Genomic DNA, 17,903 nt, shown 5'->3' with positions numbered 1-17,903 from the left:
GTAATACTTATTAATCACGTCTGCATTGCAGTACCAAATGAGAACAATTATTCTTTCGGTCTCCTGAAACTCCCGTTACCACGGGCCGACGGACGGCCAAGGCGGCAACCGCAACACTGCCCCGCCGCCGTCCCGTACGCCGCATTGCCCCGGCGGCAGGCAACACGCAGTAGCGCCGGAACGCAGTCATGACCGAATCCCGCTTGGAATCCCAGCTCGAGCCTCGTTTGGGCGCGGCGCAGCAGCGCCGGGCCTTCTGGCTCAAGCATTTGCACCAATGGCACTGGATCAGCTCCGCGCTGTGTCTGATCGGCATGCTGTTGTTCGCCGTCACCGGCTTCACGCTGAACCATGCCGGTCAGATAGAGGCCGAGCCGAAGGTCGTGTCCCGCAATGCCGAGGCGCCCGCCCCGGTGCTGGCGGCGTTGAAGGCGCGGAAAGCCGCCCTGGCTGACAAGGACAAGGGCCCGGTCCCCGCGGAGCTGGCCGACTGGCTGCAGCGCGAATTCGAGATCGACGCGCAGGGCCGCGAGGCCGAATGGTCGGCCGACGAGCTCTACGTGCCGCTGCCGCGGCCGGGCGGCGACGCCTGGGTCAGCGTCGCGCTGGACAGCGGCGAGACGCAGTACGAGCTGACCACGCGCGGCTGGATTTCCTACCTGAACGACCTGCACAAGGGCCGCAACACCGGCGGCGCATGGAGTCTGTTTCTGGACGTGTTCGCGTTCGCCTGCCTGGTGTTCTGCGTGACCGGCCTGTTCCTGTTGAAGCTGCACGCCGGCGGGCGCGTCGCCACCTGGCCGCTGGTCGGTCTGGGGCTGGTCGCGCCGCTGCTGCTGGCCATTTTGTTTATCCATTGACGAGGTTCCTCCATGCGTCGTTTGCTTAGCGTCTCCATGACCGGTCTGAGCGGCCTCAGCGGCCTGGCCGCGGTGTCGTTTGCCGCCCCGGTCGTAGCGGCGGAGATCAATGTCAAGGTCGAGATTCCGCGCCTGAGCGTCGCCGAATATCACCGCCCCTATGTGGCGATGTGGCTGGAGCGCGCCGATCAGAGCCCTGTCGGGACGCTGGCCGTCTGGTACGACGTCAAGCTGAAGAACGCCGAAGGCACCAAGTGGCTGAAGGACATGCGCCAGTGGTGGCGCAAGGCCGGCCGCGATCTGCAGATGCCGGCCGATGGCATTTCGGGTGCGACCCGCGCGCCGGGCGAACACACCGTGACTTTCACCGAAGGCAAGGCGCCGCTGGCGAAGCTGCCGGCGGGCGAATACCAGCTGGTGGTCGAGGCCGCGCGCGAGGTCGGCGGCCGCGAGCTGCTGCGCGTGCCGTTTACCTGGCCGCCCGAAGGTGCCAAATCCGGTGCCAAATCCGCCGCCCTATCCGCGCAGGCCAAGGGCCAGCACGAACTGGGCGCCGTCACCGTCAGCCTGAAGCCTTGAACCGGGCGGGCCGCGATGCCGCCGTCCGCCGTCTTGATCCCGTCCCTTTCCGATCCCGTGCCCTGGAGCCTTCGATGAACCGTTCCGCGATGTCCGCGATGTCCCTCTCCGCCAGGCTGTCCGCGCTGGCCCTGGTTGCGCTGCTGCCGCTGTCCGCGCATGCCCACCGCCAATGGCTGCTGCCGTCGGCCACCGTGCTGTCGGGCAGCGATCCATGGGTGACCGTCGACGCGGCGGTGTCGAACGATCTGTTCTACTTCGAGCATTTCCCGCTGCGCCTGGACAACCTCAGCGTCAGCGCACCGGACGGCAGTCCGGCCAAGGCGGAGAACCAGAGCACCGGCCGCTATCGCAGCACCTTCGACGTGCATCTGACCGCGCCGGGCACCTACAAGCTGGCGGTGGTCAACAACGGCCTGTTCGCCAGCTACAAGGAGAATGGCCAGACCAAGCGCTGGCGCGGCTCGGCCGAGGAGTTCGCGCAAAAGGTGCCGGCCAACGCGCAGGATCTGCAGGTGACGCAGGCCGAGAGCCGGCTCGAAACCTTCGTGACCGCCGGCAAGCCGACCACCCAGGCGTTGAAGACCACGGGCCGCGGGCTCGAACTCGCGCCCGTCACCCATCCGAACGATCTGTTCGCCGGCGAGCCGGCCAACTTCCGGCTGCTGCTCGACGGCAAGCCGGCCGCCAATGTCGAGGTGGAGGTCGTGCCAGGCGGCAACCGTTATCGCGACCAGCTCGGCGAGATGAAGGTCAAGACCGATGCCGACGGCAAGTTCACCGTCAAGTGGCCGTCGCCGGGCATGTACTGGATCGAGGCCGAGGTGCGCGACGACAAGGTCTCGATCAAGCCTGCCAAGGCGCGCCGCGCGGCCTATATGGCGACCTTCGAGGTGCTGCCGCAATAAGCGGGGCGAGTCCTGTCCGATGTTGTCGATGTCTGCCCCTTCGGCGCTGCCTTTCACCTCGTCCGCGCCGGCACCCGCCGCGCGGCGTGTGCTGGTGCCGCTGACGCTCGATGCACCGCCGTCGCCGCCGGACGGCGCGGCGGTGCTGCATCGCTGCGGCGGGCGGACGATGGGGACCACCTGGTCGGTGCGCTGCCTGCTCGCGCGCGATGACGATGCGGCGTCGATCGAAGCCGGTATCGCTGCATTGCTCTCGCAGATCGTCGCGCAGATGAGCAACTGGATCGACGACTCCGATATCGGCCGCTTCAACGGCGCAGCGGCGGGCAGCTGGCTGTCGTTGCCGTCTGCCTGCTTCTCGGTCCTGCAGGCGGCGCTGGCGGTCGCGCGCGACAGCGGCGGCGCCTACGATCCGAGCGCGGGACCGCTGGTGACGCTGTGGGGCTTCGGCCCCGGCGGTCCGCGCGCGGTGCCGCCGGGCGCCGACGAGGTCGAAGCGGCGCGGGCCCGCTGCGGCTGGGCCCGCATCGAACTCGACGAGGAACGGCGCCGTGCGCGTCAGCCCGGTGGCGTGTCGATCGACCTTTGCGCGATCGCCAAGGGCTATGCGGTCGACGCGGCCTCGGCATGGCTGTCGGCGCGCGGCGTGCCGCACCATCTGGTCGAGATCGGCGGTGAGCTGCGCGGCGAGGGCGTGAAGCCCGACGGCCTGCCGTGGTGGGTCGAACTCGAAAGCCCGCCGGCCGCGGACGATGCCCGCGCTGCAGATGCCGCCGTGCAGACGGTGGTGGCGCTGCACGGCCTGTCGGTCGCGACCTCCGGCGATTACCGGCGCTATTTCGACAGCGGCGGCCGCCGCTACGCCCACACGCTCGATCCCCGCACCGGTTATCCGGCCAGCCACGCGCTGGCCTCCGTCACGGTGCTGCATCGGCAATGCATGATGGCCGACGCGCTGTCGACCGCGCTGACCGTGCTCGGCCCCGAGGCCGGCCTGGCCTTCGCCACGCAGCGCGGCATCGCGGCGAGGATGCTGCTGCGTACGCCGCAAGGCTTCACCGAACGCGTTTCGCCGGCCTTTGCGGCGATGCTCGCATGAGCGCGCCGCGACGATTCGGCTTGCCATCGCTGGCGAGCGCGCTCAGCGGACTGGCTGGCGCATCGGGGCTGGCGCTATCTCTCGCCGGCGCCGGCAAATGGCCGACCGCCGGCGGTGTCGCGCTCGCCTACGCCGGCTTCTGCGGCGCGATCCTCGCGCTGCATCGCCATCGTCGCCAGCGAAGCGCCGCCTTCGCGTCGACCGCCGACGATGCCACGCTGATCGCCTATGCCAGCCAGACCGGGTTTGCCGAACAACTGGCGATGCAGACCGCCCAGGCGCTGCAGCGTGCCGGCCTGCCGGTGCGGGTCGCCTCGTTTGCCGACCTCGACCCGTCCGCGCTGACGCGCTGCCGGCAGGCCCTGTTCGTCGCCAGCACCACCGGCGAGGGCGATGCGCCCGACAGCGCCGCAGGCTTCACGCGCAAGCTGGCCGCTGCGGGCGGCGACGGCTTGCACCGCCTGCGCTACGGCATCCTGGCGCTGGGCGACAGCAGCTACGCGAATTTCTGCGCCTACGGCCATGCCCTGGCCGCGGCGCTGCAACGCGCGCAGGCGCAGCCGCTGTTCGATCTGGTCGAGGTCGACAACGGCGACACCGGCGCGTTGCGCCATTGGCAGAACCACTTGTCCGCGCTGGCGGGCGGCGCCGAGATCGCCGATTGGGAGGCGCCGCGCTACGGCCGCTGGCGGCTGGTCGATCGCCGGCTGATGAATGCCGGCAGCGCGGGCGCGCCGGCCTTCCATCTGGCGCTGGAGCCGGAGACGCCGGCCGCGCTGGACTGGCAGGCCGGCGATATCGCGGAGGTCGGCCCGCGCCTGCCTCCCGAGCAGGTCGCGCAACTGCTGCGTGACCTGTCCCTCGAGGGCGCCACGCCGGTGCGCTGCGATGGCGAAGCGATGTCGCTATCGGACGCGCTCGCCACGCGCATGCCGTTGCCGGCGCCGCACGCCGAGGCGCTGCGCGGCCTGTCTCCTCAGGCGCTGATCGACGCGCTGCCGCCGCTGCCGCACCGCGAATATTCGATCGCTTCGCTGCCCGCCGATGGCCGGCTCGAACTGCTGGTGCGCCAGACGCGCCACGACGACGGCCGGCTCGGGCTGGCTTCGGGCTGGCTGACCGAACACGCGCCGCTGGGCGCCACCATCGCGCTGCGCGTGCGCATCAATCGCGCGTTCCACGCGCCGGCCGACGACCGTCCGCTGCTGCTGATCGGCAACGGCACGGGCATGGCCGGCCTGCGCGCGCTGCTGAAGGCGCGCGCCGCCGTGGGCCACCGGCGCAACTGGCTGCTGTTCGGCGAACGCAGCGCGGCGCACGACGCCTTCTATCGGGAAGAACTGGAGGCGTGGCAGGCCACCGGCATGCTGGAGCGCCTGGACCAGACCTGGTCGCGCGACGGCGCGCCCCTGCGCTACGTGCAGGACGCGGTGCGCGCCGCCGCGCCGCAGATTCGCGCGTGGGTCGAGGCCGGCGCAGCGATCTACGTGTGCGGCAGCCTGCAGGGCATGGCCAGCGGCGTCAACGACGCCCTTGCCGAGGCGCTGGGGGCACAGACGCTTGCGGCGCTGGCCGAGAACGGACGCTATCGGCGCGACGTCTACTGAGCGGGACCCGTGGCCCGCTCGCTGGAACTGCTGTCCTACTCGACGCCCGGAAAGCGCATGTCCTCGTACCGAACGAAGCGCGTACCGCGCGTCCACCGATAGCCCAGCCAGATCGCCAGGAAGATCGGAATGCCGATATAGGTGGCTGCCACCGACCACCAGTCGATCTTGCCGCTGAGGAAGGCCTGATAGTTCTGTCCCAGCGCGATCACCAGGCACAGCACGAACGCGAAGATCGGGCCGTACGGGAAGAACGGCGAGCGGTACGGCAGCCGCGACAGATCGAGACCGCGCCGCGTCCAGCCCTTGCGGAAGCGGTAGTGGCTGATGGCGATGCCGAGCCACGCGATAAAGCCTGTCATGCCGGACAGGCTCAGCAGCCACAGATAGACCGACTTGCTCTCGAACAGCGAGGTCAGGAAACACAGCGCGCCGACCGCGGTGGTGGCCAGCAGCGCGGGCATCGGCACGCCATTGCGGGTCAGCCGCGCAAACACGCGCGGCGCGCGGCCCTCGGTGGCGAGGTTGTAGAGCATCCGCGTCGAGGCATACATGCCGGAATTGCCGGCCGACAGCACCGCGGTCAGGATCACCGCGTTCATCAGGCCGGCGGCGAAGGCTAGCCCCGCATTGCGGAACACCAGCGTGAACGGGCTGACGCCGATGGTCTGCACGTCGCTCTTGAGCAGGCTCGGATCGGTATAGGGGATCAGCACGCCGATCACCGCGATGGCCAGCACATAGAACAGCAGGATGCGCCAGAACACCTGCCGCACCGCGCGCGGAATATTGCGGGCCGGATCGGCCGATTCGCCGGCCGCGACGCCGATCAGTTCGGTGCCCTGGAACGAGAAGCCGGCGATCATCGCCACGCCGATCATCGCGGGCAGGCCGCCGACGAACGGGGCGTCGCCGAGCGTCAGATTGGCCAGGCTCGGCGGCACGTCGCCGCGCAAAATGCCGAAGATCATCAGCGTGCCGATGGCGATGAACGCGATCACGGTCACCACCTTGACCAGCGAGCACCAGTATTCCGCCTCGCCGAAGCCCCGCACCGAGATCGCGTTCAGGCCGAACATCACCGCCAGGAACAGCCCGCTCCACAGCATCCCGGGCGTGTCGGGGAACCAGTACTGCATCACCAGCTGCGCCGCGGCCAGTTCCACCGCGATCGTCACCGCCCAGTTGTACCAGTAGTTCCAGCCGAGCGCGAAGCCGAAGCCCTCGTCGACATACATCGAGCCGTAGGTCGAGAACGAGCCCGACACCGGCATATAGGCCGCCAGTTCGCCCAGGCTCGTCATCAGGAAATAGACCATCGCGCCGATCAGCAGGTACGCGGCAAGCGCCCCGCCCGGGCCGGCCTGGGCGATGGTGGCGCCCGAGGCGACGAACAGTCCCGTGCCGATCGAGCCGCCGATGGCGATCATGCTCAGATGGCGGGCCCGCAGCTTGCGCTGCAAGGTCGGGGGCGCGGCGTCGGCGGCCGCACCGGCAGCGGTGTCGACGGCGGCGCCGCGCGGTGGATGGGAAGCGGTCATGGTGAACACAGGAAGGCCAGCAATGGGGCGGCATCCTATAAGAAAACCCGCCCGCGGGATAGCCGGCCCGCCAACTCGGTAGAATCGTGGCTTCCCTGCCCGCGCGGCCGAGCGGCGCGCCAGCGCGCCGCGGTCCCGACACCATGAAGCTGAATCTCGATTTCAACGACAGCATCCTGCTGCATATCGTGCTGAGCGTGCTCATCGTTCTGTTGGGCGTGCTGCTGGTCAAGCTGAGCAACCGCTTCTTCGTCTCGCGCCAGCTGGCCGATCGCGACAACCTGCGCAGCTATCGCACCTGGACCGTGGCCTCGCGCAATCTGATCGGCGCCGTGGTCTTCCTGCTGCTGCTCGGCATCTGGGTCTCCGAGCTGAAGAGCGTCGCGATCTCGCTGGCCGCCTTTGCCGCCGCGCTGATGATCTCCGGCAAGGAGCTGGTGATGTGTTTTCTCGGCGCGTTCATGCGGATGGTGGCGCGGCCGTTCCAGCTCGGCGATCTGGTCGAGATCGGCCAGTATGCCGGCGAGGTGATCGACATGGACGCGCTGACCACCACGCTGGTCGAGGTCGCGCCCACGCGCCAGTTCACCGGCTACACGGTGCAGGTGCCCAACAGCCTGCTGCTGACCGTCGCGGTGCGCAACCATTCGCAGGCGGGCAAATACACGCTGGATACCGTGCGGATTCCGCTGGCGGCGCAGTGCGACCCGGACCGCATCGAGGCGCAGCTGCTCGATGTCGCGCAGCAGGCGTGCGCGCCGTTTCTCGAGGCGGCCGGCCAGAGCCTGCGCCGCTATGGCGATACGCGCTTTCTCGATCTGTCGCAGTTCGCCCCGCGCGTGATGTTCGAACCGGTCGGCACCGACCGGCTCGACGCGATCGTGCGTTTTCCCGCGCCGGTCGGCGGGCGCCTCGCGGTGGCGCAGCAGATCATCCGGCATTTCTATCGGCAGCGGATGAACGAGAGCAAGGAGGCCGGCAGCGATGCGGCCGCCGAGGCCACTGCGCAGGCGAGTCAGCGCGAGGCCGCGGAGGACCGGGCGCGGATGGCCCGCACCGGACGCCCCGGCACGGCTGGCGGCACGGGGACGCCGGACGCCAGTGGGCCGCCTGCTTCGTCGCCGGCGTTCTGATTGCCGTCTGACTGCCTTCCGACGGTCGGCCCCGCGGGCCTGTAGCGGGCGTTCCACTCCGGCCCGGCTTGCGGCCGGTCACCGCACAGCACGGTGCGCCGCTGGCGCAGTGCGCCATGACCGCCGCGGCGCTTGCCCTTACACTAGGGCGGTCCGTTGGCGGCGCGCGACGGGTTCGAGCCGTCCCTGCGCCCCGCCCACCCATCCGCTCCAACCCGTATGAAACCAACGAATCCCACTTCGGACGCCGCCTCGTCCGCGCACCCCGCGCAAGCTGCGCGCCCGCGTGCCTCCTCGCTGCGCCATGCGGCCAGCGTGCTGGTGCTGCGCGACGGCGCGGCCGGCATGGAAGTGCTGCTGGTGCGCCGGCCCGAACGGCAGGACGATCGCAGCAGCGGCGCCTACGTGTTTCCCGGCGGCACGCTCGATCCGCAGGACAATCAGCTGCACGGGCTGTGCGAAGGGCTGGACGATGCCGCCGCGAGCGCGCGGCTGCGCCTGTCCGCGGGCGGACTCGACTACTACCTGTGCGCGGTGCGCGAATGCTGCGAGGAGGCGGGCCTGCTGTTCGCCTATCAGCGCGACGGCGAGATGGTTGCGCTGGAACGCTTCGACGACGCGCAGCTGGCCTGGCTGCGCGAGGCGGTGCGCTACGGCGGCCCCGGCATCGCCGAGGTCTGCCGCCGCTTCGATCTGCGCCTGGCGATGGACAAGATGGCCTACATCAGCCACTGGCTGACGCCGCCGGGCCTGCCCAAACGTTTCGATACGCGCTTCTTCGTCGCGGTGCTGCCGCCGGGCCAGAGCGCGATGCACGACGGCATCGAGGCGGTCGACCATCGCTGGGTGCGCCCGTCGGAGGCGATCGCACCGGACAGCGGCATGACGCTGGTCAACGTGACGCGGCGCATGCTGGCGTCGATCGCGCATTTTCCGACGGCGCAGGCCTGCTTCGACTATGCGCAGGGACTGCGCGAGATCGCGCTGATCATGCCGCGGCTGGCCAATGGCCCCAAGGGCGTGCGGCCGGTGCAGCCGGACGAGCCGCCCTACGCGGAGATTGCGCGTATCGACCCGGACGGCGCCGGCCATGGACGCTATGCGCTCGAACCGGGCGTGCCGGTGCGGCTCTCCGAACGGGTCTGGCGCGTGACCGCCGACAACGGCAACGCGATGACCGGTCCCGGCACCAATACCTATCTGGTCGGCGGCGGCAGCCGCAACGAATGGGCGGTGATCGATCCGGGCCCCGACGACGAGGCGCATCAGCGCGCGGTGCTGGCCGCGGCGCCAGGACCGATTCGCTGGATCCTCGCCACGCACACGCATATCGATCATTCGCCGGGCGCGGTGCGGCTGCGCGAAGCGACCGGGGCCCAGGTGATGGGGCGTCTGGCAAACCGCCCCGAGCGGCAGGACCCGACCTTTGCACCGGACCGCGTGCTGGAACATGGCGAGCGCATCGTGCTCGGCGACACGGAGGTACCGGGCGACGCCATCACGCTGCGCGTCGTGCATACCCCGGGCCATGCGTCCAATCACCTGTGCTTTCTGCTCGAGGAAGAGAAGCTGCTGTTTACCGGCGACCACGTGATGCAGGGCTCGACCGTCGTGATCGGCCCGCCCGATGGCGACATGCGCGCGTACCTGGCCTCGCTCGCCGCGCTGCTCGACGAGGACCTCGAATGGCTGGCGCCCGGCCATGGCTTTCTGATGCCGCGTCCGCGCGAAGCGATCCGGCTGCTGATGCGCCATCGCCAGCATCGCGAGGCCAAGGTCGTCAATGCGCTGCGCGAGCTGGGCCCGGCGCCGATCGAGACGCTGCTGCCGCGCGTCTACGACGACGTGCCGCCGCGCATGCTGCCGGTCGCGCAGCGTTCGCTGCTCGCGCATCTGCTGAAGCTGCAGGCCGACGGACAGGCGCAGGAAGCGCAGGGCGACTGGCGCATGTTGCAGTAGATCCAGCAGGTTCGAGCCCGACTCGTCCCGGCCGATGCGCCGGCGCGCGCAACGTCGCAGTGGATTTCCCGATGGCCTCATCAAGTTGAAGCGGAACAAGGAGACACCATGAAAGCTGCCGTGCTGCATCAGCCCAGGACCCCGCTGGTCATCGAAGACCTCGCCATCGACAAGCCCGGCCCGCGCGAGGTGCTGGTGCGCACCGCGGCGGTGGGGGTCTGCCATTCGGATCTGCATTTTCTGGACGGCGCCTATCCGTTTCCGATGCCGGTGGTGCTGGGGCACGAAGCGGCCGGTGTGGTCGAGCAGGTCGGCGCCGAGGTGCGGACGGTCAAGCCCGGCGATCATGTGATCACCTGCCTGTCGGCCTATTGCGGCCACTGCGAGCACTGCCTGAGCGGCCATCTGTCGCTGTGCGTCGCACCCGATACGCGCCGGCGCGAAGACGAGCCGCCGCGGCTGCGCGCCACCGGCACGGCGGCGATGAACCAGTTCCTGAACCTGTCGGCCTTCGCCGAACAGATGCTGATCCACGAGCATGCGCTGGTGGCGATCCGGCGCGACATGCCGCTGGACCGAGCCGCACTGATCGGCTGCGCGGTGACCACCGGCTTCGGCGCGGTCGCGCATACGGCGGGCGTGCGACCGGGCGAGACCGTGGCGGTGATCGGCTGCGGCGGCATCGGGCTGGCCACTATCAACGGCGCCGCGCTGGCGGGCGCGGGCCGCATCATCGCGATCGATCGGCTGCCCGGCAAGCTCGAGCTCGCGCGGCGCTTCGGCGCCACCGATGTGGTCGACGCCAGCGCCGCCGATCCGGTCGACGCGGTGCGCACGTTGACCGGCGGCGGCGTTCACCACGCGTTCGAGGCGATCGGCCTGAAGGCGACCGCCGAGCAGGCGTGGGCGATGCTGCGCCGGGGTGGGACCGCCACCGTGATCGGCATGCTGCCGCCGGGCGTCAAGATCGAGCTCAAGGGCACCGACTTTCTCGCCGAGAAGCGCATCCAGGGCTCGATGATGGGATCGAACCGCTTCCCGATCGACATGCCGCGGCTGGTGGACTTCTATCTGTCCGGCCGGCTCGAGCTCGATGCGCTGATCGCGCAGCGATTGCCGCTCGAGCGCATCAACGAGGCCTTCGACGAACTGCGGCGCGGCGAGCTGGCGCGTTCGGTGATTCTGTTCGAGCACTAGCCTGCCGCGTCGGCCGAGCCGCCGTGCAGCGATGCCGCGCGCGCTGTGGGAAAATCCCGCTCGCGCGCCGCATGCCAGGCGCCAGCGAACGGGACGATGAAGACGATCGAATGGAAGGATTGGGAAATCTTCTGCCGCGTGGTCGAGGCAGGCACCTTCACGCATGGGGCCGAACTGGCCGAGGTGCCGAAGTCGTCCGCGAGCGCGGCGATCGCCCGGCTTGAAGCGCAGCTCGGCGGACGGCTGTTCGAGCGCAACACGCGCCGCGTGCGCGTGACCGAGCAAGGCCAGCGGCTGTACGAACGCGTCGCGCCGCATTTCGCCGCGTTGCGCGAGATCAGCGCGGAGGCCGCGTCGGCAAGCGAGCAGGTCAGCGGCACGCTGCGGATCGCCACGCCGTACGAGGTCGGCTCGCAGCATCTGGCCCCGAGCCTGTCGCGCCTGCTGTCGCTGCATCCGAACCTGAAGGTGCAGATCGACGTCACCTGGGATCAGCCCGATCTGCTCAAGCACGGCTACGACCTCGCCTTCGTGATGACCAACACCACGCTGCACGACAGCTCGTTTGCCAGCAAGCGTGTGGTGCTGGTCGAGCGCGCGTTCTATGCGGCGCCGTCGCTGATCCAGGCGCGCGGCCTGCCGCGCTCGCCCGGCGATCTGAACGGCTGGCCCGTGATCGGCAATGCCGACGACCGGCGTTGGGAGTTCGTGCAGGACGGCGTCGAAGTGGCCGTGCTGCCGGTCGAGCCGCGCATCCGCACGCATAACGCCGAGATCCGGCTCAAGGCCGCGACCGACGGGCTGGGCGTGACGCGGCTCTCGCCGAAGTTCGTCGAGGAGCATGTCCGCCAGGGCCAGCTGGTGCGCGTGCTGCCGGCCTATGCGTCGTCGCCGCTGAAGGTCTATGTGCTGATGCCCGCGCGCAAGCTGATGCCCGCCGCGGTGCGGGCGTTGCTGGACGTGATGGAAAACACGCTGGGTGCCCCAGCGCCGGCGCGTGGGGCACGGCGCGCGGGAAAGGCCGAGGCCAGGGCCGAAACCGACGCCGGCATCAAGGCCGATATCAAGGCTGATATCAAGGCATGAGGGCCGGGCGGCCCCGATCAGAACGGCTGATCGCCGGTCCGCAGTTCGATGCCCAGCGTCTCGCCGATCGCCAGGATCTCGTCATCGTCCTCGGCGCGCGCGATCCAGCCCGCGTAGACACCCGAGCCGATCTCCCAGTGCCATAGCGTGATGCCGGCCGCGCGCAGTTGCTCGTGGGCCTGCTCCATCAACTCGGGGACGGTGGTGCTGCCGAGGAAGTCCTCGTCCTCGGGATCGTCGACACCCCAGTCCAGCACCAGCGCAACGCGCGCCGCCAGCTGGTTCAGGCAGTCGATAAAGGTCGCGGTGTCATTCTGTTCGACCTGGAAGCCCGCTTCCCAGTCGATCACGTCCTGCACCAGCGACAGCAGTTCGACGCCTTCCACCGTGTCGTCGGCTTCCTCCAGCGCTTCGTCGAGCAGCGCCAGCTGCTTGTCGACCATCGCGCCGTCGTCGAAGTTGATCATGCCCAGCAGCCGTTCGACCGCCTGGCGCGACTCGTCGTCGATGACTCCATTCACGCTCAGCCCTCCCGCTTCCGTGTGCAAACCCAGTGTGCCGACCCGCGCTGCGGCTTTAATGCGCCAGTTGTCCGATTTCCCGCAGTCCCCGCGGCGTCACCCGCAGCGCCCGCGACGATGGCGTGCGCTCGATCCAGCGCCGCTGCAGCATCGCATCCAGCAGGGCCGCGCCCAGTGCGCCGCCCAGATGCGGCTTGCGTTCGCTCCAGTCGGGGCAGGTGCAGGCGAATTGCCTGCGCTTGCGGCGTGCGCCGTCCAGATCGACGCCGAGCTGCACCATGCCGTGCGCGCCGTGCTCGGACAGTTCCACCGCGCTGTCCCGCACCAGGATCCAGCCCGAACGCGCCATGCGCGCGAACAGATCGACTGCCAGTTCGCCGGCCAGATGGTCGTAGCAGGTGCGCGCGTGGCGCAGCGTCGCCGGCGCAGTGCGCGACGGCGGCACCGCACGCAGCCGCGGCGGCCGGCTCGCCTGCGAGGCCGCGGCCAGGGCCTCGATCGCTACGCCGATCTCGGGCGTAGCCAGCCGGTAATAGCGATTGCGGCCGTGCGTCTCCACCGCCAGCAAGCCGCCCTCGGCCAGCCGCGCCAGATGCCCGCTGGTCGACGACGCCGACAGCCCGGCGATCAGTCCGAGTTCGCCGGCCGGTCTCGCGCTGCCGTCCATCAATGCCCACAGCATCGCCGCGCGGCCCGGGTCGGCGAGCAGGCCGGCCAACTGACTGATGCTGGGAGCGTATTCCATAGTTCATTCCACGGTGAAACAACGATCGCAGTATAGGCCGATACTTGCCGATATCAACCTTGCCCTGCCGGCCGTGATGCATGCTGTCATGCCGCTGTGAAACCCATGACCCTCGATTCGACGAAGCCGCCTCCCGACCCCCTGACGGCTGCAACGCATCCCGATCCCTATCCCTACTATCGCGAACTCGCCCGCATGCAGCCGTTTCACCGCGACGCCATGCTGATGCTGTGGGTCGCTGCCGGCCCGGCCGAGGTGGCGGCGGTGCTGTCGCATCCGGCATGCCGGGTGCGGCCGCCGGGACAACCGGTGCCGCCCCCGCTTGCGCAGTCGCCTGCCGGCAACCTGTTCGCGCGGCTGATCCGCATGAATGACGGGCCGGGCCATGTGCCATTGAAGGCGGTGCTGCAAAGACAGTTGGCGAGCCTTGAGCTGGGCGAGGTGCGCGCCGCTGCATCGGGATGGGCGCGTCTGCTGCCGGCGACGCACGATCACGCCGCCACCGCGAATCGCTGGAGCAGCGCGCTGCCGGTGATCGCGATCGCGGGTTTGCTCGGCTTCGCGGCCGTCGATGACGAAGCCACCGCCAGTCGGATCGCCGCGCAGATCGCCAGCTTTGCCGCCGCCATGTCTCCGCTGGCCGGCCCGGCCGACATCGCGGCCGGCATCGACGCGGCGGCATCGCTGCAGACGCTGCCTCTGCGTGCCGATACGCCGTGGACGCGGGCGCTGCGCGAGCACGCACGCGCAGCCGGTGTCGACGACACCGCGCTCGCCGCGAACCTGCTGGGCCTGATGGTGCAGAGCTGCGAGGCGACCGCCGGGCTGATCGGCAACACGCTGTTATGGCTGGCGCGCGATGCGGCCGCGGCCCACGATCTGCCGGCGACCGTGGCAACGGTGCTGCGGGCCGATCCGCCGATTCACAACACGCGCCGCTTCATGGCCGAGGACGCGCGCGTCTGCGGCGTGCCGCTGCGGCGGGGCGACGGCATCCTGGTGCTGCTGGCCGCTGCGGCCGTGTCGGATGTGCGATCGCCAACGGCCTCGGACACTGCGGGCGAACGCCAATGGACGTTCGGCCATGGTGCGCATCGATGCCCCGGCGACGCGCTGGCGGCGACGCTGGCCGAAGCGACCGTCGCCGCGCTGCTGGCGCGCAGCATCGCGCCCGCCACGCTGGCAAAGGCGTATCGTTACCGCCCATCGCTGAATGCGCGTATCCCGCAGTTCCTTTGATCTTCCTATTCTCTGATCCTGATTTGCACGAAAGCCCGCCAAAGGACGCCCAATGATTGCCGTGATCTTTGAAGTCGAATTCGCCCCGGGGCAGAAGGATGCCTATCTCGATATCGCCGCGCAGTTGCGCCCCACGCTCGAGGCCATCGATGGCTTCATCTCGGTCGAGCGTTTTCAGAGCCTGAGCACGCCCGGCAAGGTGCTGTCGCTGTCGTTCTTCCGGGACGAGGCGGCGGTGCAGGCCTGGCGCAATACCGTCGAGCACCGCCATGCGCAGGCCGCCGGCCGCGGCGGCGTGTTCTCGGACTACCGGCTGCGCGTGGCACAGGTGCTGCGCGATTACGGCATGCATCGTCGCGACCAGGCGCCCGGCGACAGCCGTGCCGTGCACGATGCCGCGTCCGACGGTCAGTGAGGGCGCGGCATGGATGCGCATACGCTGGTCGCACAAGCGCTGTTTATCGGCCTGACCTTCCTGCTGGCCGGCTTTGTCAAGGGCGTGGTCGGACTCGGCCTGCCGACGGTCGCCGTCGGCCTGCTGGGACTGGTGATGCCGCCGATGCAGGCCGCCGCGCTGCTGGTCGCGCCGTCGATGGTGACCAATGTGGTCCAACTCGCCGCCGGTCCGCGCTTCGGTGCGCTGGTGATGCGGCTCTGGCCGATGCTGCTGGGCATCGTCGTGGGGACGCTGGTGGCCGGCGCGCTGGCGCCGCCGTCGGCGATGCAGCAGGCCACCGCGGCGCTCGGCATTGCGCTGATCGCCTATGCCGCGGTGGGGCTGTCGTCGTGGCAGTTGAACGTGCCTGCGGCCCATGAGCGGTGGCTGGCGCCGCTGATCGGCCTGGCTACCGGCGCGATCACCGCGGTGACCGGTGTGCTGGTGATTCCCGCAGTGCCCTACCTGCAGGGGCTGCGCCTGGCGCGTGAGGAACTGGTGCAGGCGCTGGGGCTGTCGTTCACCGTATCGACCGTGGCGCTGGCGATCAATCTGCTGATGCACGGCGTGCTGGGGCAGGCGCCGGTGCTGGGCGCTTCGCTGGCGACGCTGGTGCCCGCGCTGGCCGGCATGTGGCTCGGCCAGAAGCTGCGCAACCGGATCAGTGCGGCGCTGTTCCGGCGGCTGTTCTTCATCGGGCTGCTGTTGCTGGGGGCGGATCTCGCCTGGCGCGGCTGGCATTGAGCGCACGCCGTGCTGCCCGGCATGGCACATCGCATCGGCATGCCGCGTCCCGGCTTGCCGCATAATGGCCTCGGTCCCGACCCGCGGACCGTAAAGCGTAAAGCGTAAAGCGCAAGGCTGACCGATGCCGACCCCTCGCCGCCGCCGCACCGTCAATCCCTGGGCCAAGCTTGGCAAGACCGCGGCCCGCCAGATGCAGCAGATGCAGCGCGCGGTCGCGCGCACCGTCACCAAATCGGTGGCGCGTACCGTTGCCAATACCGTGGCGCATTCCGTCACGCAGGCCGCGCATCAGGGCAAGGAAGCGCGGCGCGTGCTGTCCGGCGTCACCTCGCCGGTGCCCGCGCCGACCAGCCGCGGCGGCGGTCGATGGCAGGAGGGCGTCTGGGGTTTCGGTCCGCTGGCGCAACGCCGCTATCGGCTGTTCATCCCGCCTGGCGTGGGCGCCGCGCGGCCCGCCCCCTTGCTGGTGCTGCTGCATGGTTGCGGGCAGGATGCCGCCAGCTTCGCCGCCTGCACGCGCGTGGCCGCGCTGGCGCGGGCCCGCCACTGCATCGTGCTGCTGCCCGAGCAGTCCTCGCGTGCCAATGCGCATCGATGCTGGAACTGGTTCCGCGGCGAGGCGCAGGCCGCGGCGGAGGCCAGTCTGCTGATGGGGATGATCGACCATGTCTGCCGTGTGCATCCGGTGCAGGGCGACCGCCTGCATCTGCTTGGACTGTCCGCCGGCGGCGCGATGGCCCTGATGCTGGCGCTGCGCTATCCCGACCGCTTCGTCGCCGTCGGTTCGCACTCGGGTGCGGCGCCGCATCTGGCGCGCAATGCCACGCAGGCCGGTCGCGTGATGCGCGGCTCGCTGAGCGGACACACCGACGCGCAACTGCAGGCGCTGCGGCTGCAGTTGCGCGGCAGGACACCGCCGCCGCTGCTGTTGATCCATGGCGATGCCGATCATGTGGTGGCGTACGACAACGCGATCGCCAGTGCGACGCTGTGGCTGTCGCTATCGACGCCCGGCGCCTTGCCGGCCGCCGCGGCCCACCCATCGGTGCGCCTGCTGCGGCGGGGGGAACGCCGCTCGGTCGCGGTGCATGACTGGCGCCGCGACGGCAGGCTCTATATCCGGCTGGTACGGGTCGAAGGACTGGGCCATGCGTGGAGCGGCGGCGCCGCCAGCCAGGCGTATGCGGATCCGTCCGGCCCCGATGCGCTGCGTATCGCCTGGGGGTTCTTTGCCGCGGTCGCGCCGGCGCCGGTACGAAGGCGCGCGGTCGCCTGACGCCGCGGGCTCAGTCCTGCCGCCGCGCGCCCGGCGCGACGATTTCCAGATCGGATTGCGCGCAGGCCACGCAAGGCAGCAGATAGCCTTCGTCCTTCTCGTCGGGACTCAGTCCCGGCCATTCGATCCGGTAGCGGATGCTGCCGGACGCCAGCCGACACAGGCAGGCGCGGCAGGTACCGTTGCGGCACGAGCTGGGCAATCGAATGCCCGCGCGCAGCGCGGCTTCGAGGATCGATTGCGTCGGCTCGGCGGCGAACTCGAACCCCGAGGGTGCGATACGCACACGCAGCGGCGATGCGCTGTTCGGTTCGCTGTCGAGTCCGCTCATCGCCTCGCTCGATGCCTCGCTCATCGCCGTGCCTCGTCGTCCTGATCCATGCGGGGGAACTGCGCACGCCCATGCGTGGCGTCGCGCAGCGCCGCGCGTGCGGCCTCGACTTCGCTGGCGGGCAGCCTCACCGCCAGCTTGACGGTGGACCCATAGGCGCTGTCGACCAGCGTGTGACCGGTCTGTTCGAGCCAGCGCCGCACACGTGCCTCGTCGGCATAGTCGACTTCGAGCGCGAGGTTCGCATAGGCGATGCGCTCGACGCGTTCCGCCGTCTTCAGCGCGGCGGCGATCGCGTCGGTATAGGCGCGCACGAGCCCACCGGCACCGAGCTTGATGCCGCCGTAGTAGCGCACCACCGCGGCAAGCACGCCATCGAGTTCGTGATGGCGCAGCACTTCGAGAATCGGCCGCCCCGCGGTGCCCGACGGTTCGCCATCGTCCGACATGCCGGACTGCCCGCCGGCCAGCAGCGCCCAGCAGACATGGGTCGCGCCGGGATGCTCGGCGCGCAGCGCCTGCACGGCCCGCATCGCCTCGTCGCGGTCGGCGACCGGCATGGCAACGGCAAGGAAGCGGCTCTTGCGAATGTCGAGCTCGGCGTGGACGGGGGCGGAGAGGGTGTAGGTGGGCAAGGCG

18 protein-coding genes are annotated in these 17,903 nt (G+C 69.8%); 13 read left to right on the top strand and 5 right to left on the bottom strand.

What is annotated here, in order from left to right:
* Positions 1-188: 188 nt before the first annotated feature.
* The 5 genes from J5T34_RS23545 to J5T34_RS23525 all read left to right on the top strand — a co-directional run bounded on the left by J5T34_RS23545 (position 189) and on the right by J5T34_RS23525 (position 5,053).
* Positions 189-860, top strand: a complete 672-nt coding sequence (locus J5T34_RS23545; RefSeq protein ID WP_208583310.1) for a PepSY-associated TM helix domain-containing protein — start codon at positions 189-191, stop codon at positions 858-860.
* A gap of 12 nt (positions 861-872) precedes the next feature.
* Positions 873-1,439 carry a DUF2271 domain-containing protein gene (locus J5T34_RS23540; protein ID WP_208583309.1) on the top strand — a complete coding sequence of 189 codons (567 nt, stop codon included), beginning with the start codon at positions 873-875 and terminating at the stop codon, positions 1,437-1,439.
* Positions 1,440-1,513: 74 nt separating this feature from the next.
* The gene (locus J5T34_RS23535) at positions 1,514-2,347 is read left to right on the top strand and encodes a DUF4198 domain-containing protein (protein WP_208583308.1); all 834 of its coding nucleotides are present in this window, start codon (positions 1,514-1,516) and stop codon (positions 2,345-2,347) included.
* A 28-nt stretch (positions 2,348-2,375) separates the two neighbouring features.
* The gene (locus J5T34_RS23530) at positions 2,376-3,446 is read left to right on the top strand and encodes an FAD:protein FMN transferase (protein ID WP_208583307.1); all 1,071 of its coding nucleotides are present in this window, start codon (positions 2,376-2,378) and stop codon (positions 3,444-3,446) included.
* Positions 3,443-5,053 carry a sulfite reductase subunit alpha gene (locus J5T34_RS23525; protein WP_208583306.1) on the top strand — a complete coding sequence of 537 codons (1,611 nt, stop codon included), beginning with the start codon at positions 3,443-3,445 and terminating at the stop codon, positions 5,051-5,053. Before J5T34_RS23530 ends, J5T34_RS23525 begins: the two co-directional genes overlap by 4 nt.
* Positions 5,054-5,088: 35 nt before the next feature.
* Here the strand turns inward: J5T34_RS23525 and J5T34_RS23520 are convergent, their stop codons facing one another.
* Complete coding sequence (locus J5T34_RS23520; RefSeq protein ID WP_208583305.1) at positions 5,089-6,594, bottom strand: amino acid permease; 1,506 nt, start codon at positions 6,592-6,594, stop codon at positions 5,089-5,091.
* A gap of 143 nt (positions 6,595-6,737) precedes the next feature.
* Here J5T34_RS23520 and J5T34_RS23515 point away from each other — a divergent pair, with 143 nt between their 5' ends.
* The 4 genes from J5T34_RS23515 to J5T34_RS23500 all read left to right on the top strand — a co-directional run bounded on the left by J5T34_RS23515 (position 6,738) and on the right by J5T34_RS23500 (position 11,969).
* Positions 6,738-7,727 (top strand): mechanosensitive ion channel family protein, encoded by a 990-nt coding sequence (locus J5T34_RS23515; protein WP_244259209.1) that lies wholly within the window; start codon positions 6,738-6,740, stop codon positions 7,725-7,727.
* Between the two features lie 219 nt (positions 7,728-7,946).
* Positions 7,947-9,686 (top strand): MBL fold metallo-hydrolase, encoded by a 1,740-nt coding sequence (locus J5T34_RS23510; protein WP_208583304.1) that lies wholly within the window; start codon positions 7,947-7,949, stop codon positions 9,684-9,686.
* Between the two features lie 108 nt (positions 9,687-9,794).
* Positions 9,795-10,883 (top strand): Zn-dependent alcohol dehydrogenase, encoded by a 1,089-nt coding sequence (locus tag J5T34_RS23505; protein WP_208583303.1) that lies wholly within the window; start codon positions 9,795-9,797, stop codon positions 10,881-10,883.
* Between the two features lie 96 nt (positions 10,884-10,979).
* Positions 10,980-11,969: a LysR family transcriptional regulator gene (locus J5T34_RS23500; protein ID WP_208583302.1), complete on the top strand. Its 990-nt coding sequence runs from the start codon at positions 10,980-10,982 to the stop codon at positions 11,967-11,969.
* 17 nt (positions 11,970-11,986) lie between these two features.
* On the opposite strand, the gene J5T34_RS23495 is transcribed toward J5T34_RS23500, so the two are convergent.
* Entirely contained in the window at positions 11,987-12,490 is a 504-nt protein-coding gene (locus J5T34_RS23495) for a DUF6630 family protein (RefSeq protein WP_174108041.1), read from the bottom strand.
* Positions 12,491-12,545: 55 nt separating this feature from the next.
* Positions 12,546-13,235 (bottom strand): ArsR/SmtB family transcription factor, encoded by a 690-nt coding sequence (locus J5T34_RS23490; protein WP_208583301.1) that lies wholly within the window; start codon positions 13,233-13,235, stop codon positions 12,546-12,548.
* 105 nt (positions 13,236-13,340) lie between these two features.
* Here J5T34_RS23490 and J5T34_RS23485 point away from each other — a divergent pair, with 105 nt between their 5' ends.
* From J5T34_RS23485 to J5T34_RS23470, 4 genes are all read left to right on the top strand, one after another.
* Positions 13,341-14,474: a cytochrome P450 gene (locus tag J5T34_RS23485; RefSeq protein ID WP_208583300.1), complete on the top strand. Its 1,134-nt coding sequence runs from the start codon at positions 13,341-13,343 to the stop codon at positions 14,472-14,474.
* A gap of 52 nt (positions 14,475-14,526) precedes the next feature.
* Entirely contained in the window at positions 14,527-14,889 is a 363-nt protein-coding gene (locus J5T34_RS23480; protein ID WP_208583299.1) for an antibiotic biosynthesis monooxygenase family protein, read from the top strand.
* Between the two features lie 9 nt (positions 14,890-14,898).
* Positions 14,899-15,654 (top strand): sulfite exporter TauE/SafE family protein, encoded by a 756-nt coding sequence (locus J5T34_RS23475; RefSeq protein ID WP_208583298.1) that lies wholly within the window; start codon positions 14,899-14,901, stop codon positions 15,652-15,654.
* A 124-nt stretch (positions 15,655-15,778) separates the two neighbouring features.
* Positions 15,779-16,933 carry an extracellular catalytic domain type 1 short-chain-length polyhydroxyalkanoate depolymerase gene (locus tag J5T34_RS23470; RefSeq protein ID WP_208583297.1) on the top strand — a complete coding sequence of 385 codons (1,155 nt, stop codon included), beginning with the start codon at positions 15,779-15,781 and terminating at the stop codon, positions 16,931-16,933.
* A gap of 10 nt (positions 16,934-16,943) precedes the next feature.
* On the opposite strand, the gene J5T34_RS23465 is transcribed toward J5T34_RS23470, so the two are convergent.
* A complete protein-coding gene (locus J5T34_RS23465) occupies positions 16,944-17,288 on the bottom strand; it encodes a 2Fe-2S iron-sulfur cluster-binding protein (protein ID WP_432207700.1) in 345 nt (114 codons plus the stop codon).
* Positions 17,285-17,899 (bottom strand): IMPACT family protein, encoded by a 615-nt coding sequence (locus J5T34_RS23460; RefSeq protein ID WP_208583296.1) that lies wholly within the window; start codon positions 17,897-17,899, stop codon positions 17,285-17,287. Before J5T34_RS23460 ends, J5T34_RS23465 begins: the two co-directional genes overlap by 4 nt.
* Between the last annotated feature and the right edge of the window lie 4 nt (positions 17,900-17,903).

The sequence above is a fragment of the Cupriavidus gilardii genome (assembly GCF_017598945.1).
In the GTDB taxonomy this organism is placed as follows: domain Bacteria; phylum Pseudomonadota; class Gammaproteobacteria; order Burkholderiales; family Burkholderiaceae; genus Cupriavidus; species Cupriavidus gilardii_E.
Note: the sequence above shows the minus strand (reverse complement) of the source record. Positions and strands in the feature narration are given on the sequence as shown.

Bases quoted from the DNA above. Each gene is read 5' to 3' on its own strand.
- J5T34_RS23485 (WP_208583300.1), top strand. From the start codon at position 13,341: ATGACCCTCGATTCGACGAAGCCGCCTCCCGACCCCCTGACGGCTGCA.
- J5T34_RS23525 (WP_208583306.1), top strand. From the start codon at position 3,443: ATGAGCGCGCCGCGACGATTCGGCTTGCCATCGCTGGCGAGCGCGCTC.
- J5T34_RS23510 (WP_208583304.1), top strand. From the start codon at position 7,947: ATGAAACCAACGAATCCCACTTCGGACGCCGCCTCGTCCGCGCACCCC.
- J5T34_RS23545 (WP_208583310.1), top strand. From the start codon at position 189: ATGACCGAATCCCGCTTGGAATCCCAGCTCGAGCCTCGTTTGGGCGCG.
- J5T34_RS23515 (WP_244259209.1), top strand. From the start codon at position 6,738: ATGAAGCTGAATCTCGATTTCAACGACAGCATCCTGCTGCATATCGTG.
- J5T34_RS23490 (WP_208583301.1), bottom strand. From the start codon at position 13,235: ATGGAATACGCTCCCAGCATCAGTCAGTTGGCCGGCCTGCTCGCCGAC.
- J5T34_RS23530 (WP_208583307.1), top strand. From the start codon at position 2,376: ATGTCTGCCCCTTCGGCGCTGCCTTTCACCTCGTCCGCGCCGGCACCC.
- J5T34_RS23475 (WP_208583298.1), top strand. From the start codon at position 14,899: ATGGATGCGCATACGCTGGTCGCACAAGCGCTGTTTATCGGCCTGACC.
- J5T34_RS23520 (WP_208583305.1), bottom strand. From the start codon at position 6,594: ATGACCGCTTCCCATCCACCGCGCGGCGCCGCCGTCGACACCGCTGCC.
- J5T34_RS23505 (WP_208583303.1), top strand. From the start codon at position 9,795: ATGAAAGCTGCCGTGCTGCATCAGCCCAGGACCCCGCTGGTCATCGAA.
- J5T34_RS23500 (WP_208583302.1), top strand. From the start codon at position 10,980: ATGAAGACGATCGAATGGAAGGATTGGGAAATCTTCTGCCGCGTGGTC.
- J5T34_RS23465 (WP_432207700.1), bottom strand. From the start codon at position 17,288: ATGAGCGAGGCATCGAGCGAGGCGATGAGCGGACTCGACAGCGAACCG.
- J5T34_RS23535 (WP_208583308.1), top strand. From the start codon at position 1,514: ATGAACCGTTCCGCGATGTCCGCGATGTCCCTCTCCGCCAGGCTGTCC.
- J5T34_RS23480 (WP_208583299.1), top strand. From the start codon at position 14,527: ATGATTGCCGTGATCTTTGAAGTCGAATTCGCCCCGGGGCAGAAGGAT.
- J5T34_RS23470 (WP_208583297.1), top strand. From the start codon at position 15,779: ATGCCGACCCCTCGCCGCCGCCGCACCGTCAATCCCTGGGCCAAGCTT.
- J5T34_RS23540 (WP_208583309.1), top strand. From the start codon at position 873: ATGCGTCGTTTGCTTAGCGTCTCCATGACCGGTCTGAGCGGCCTCAGC.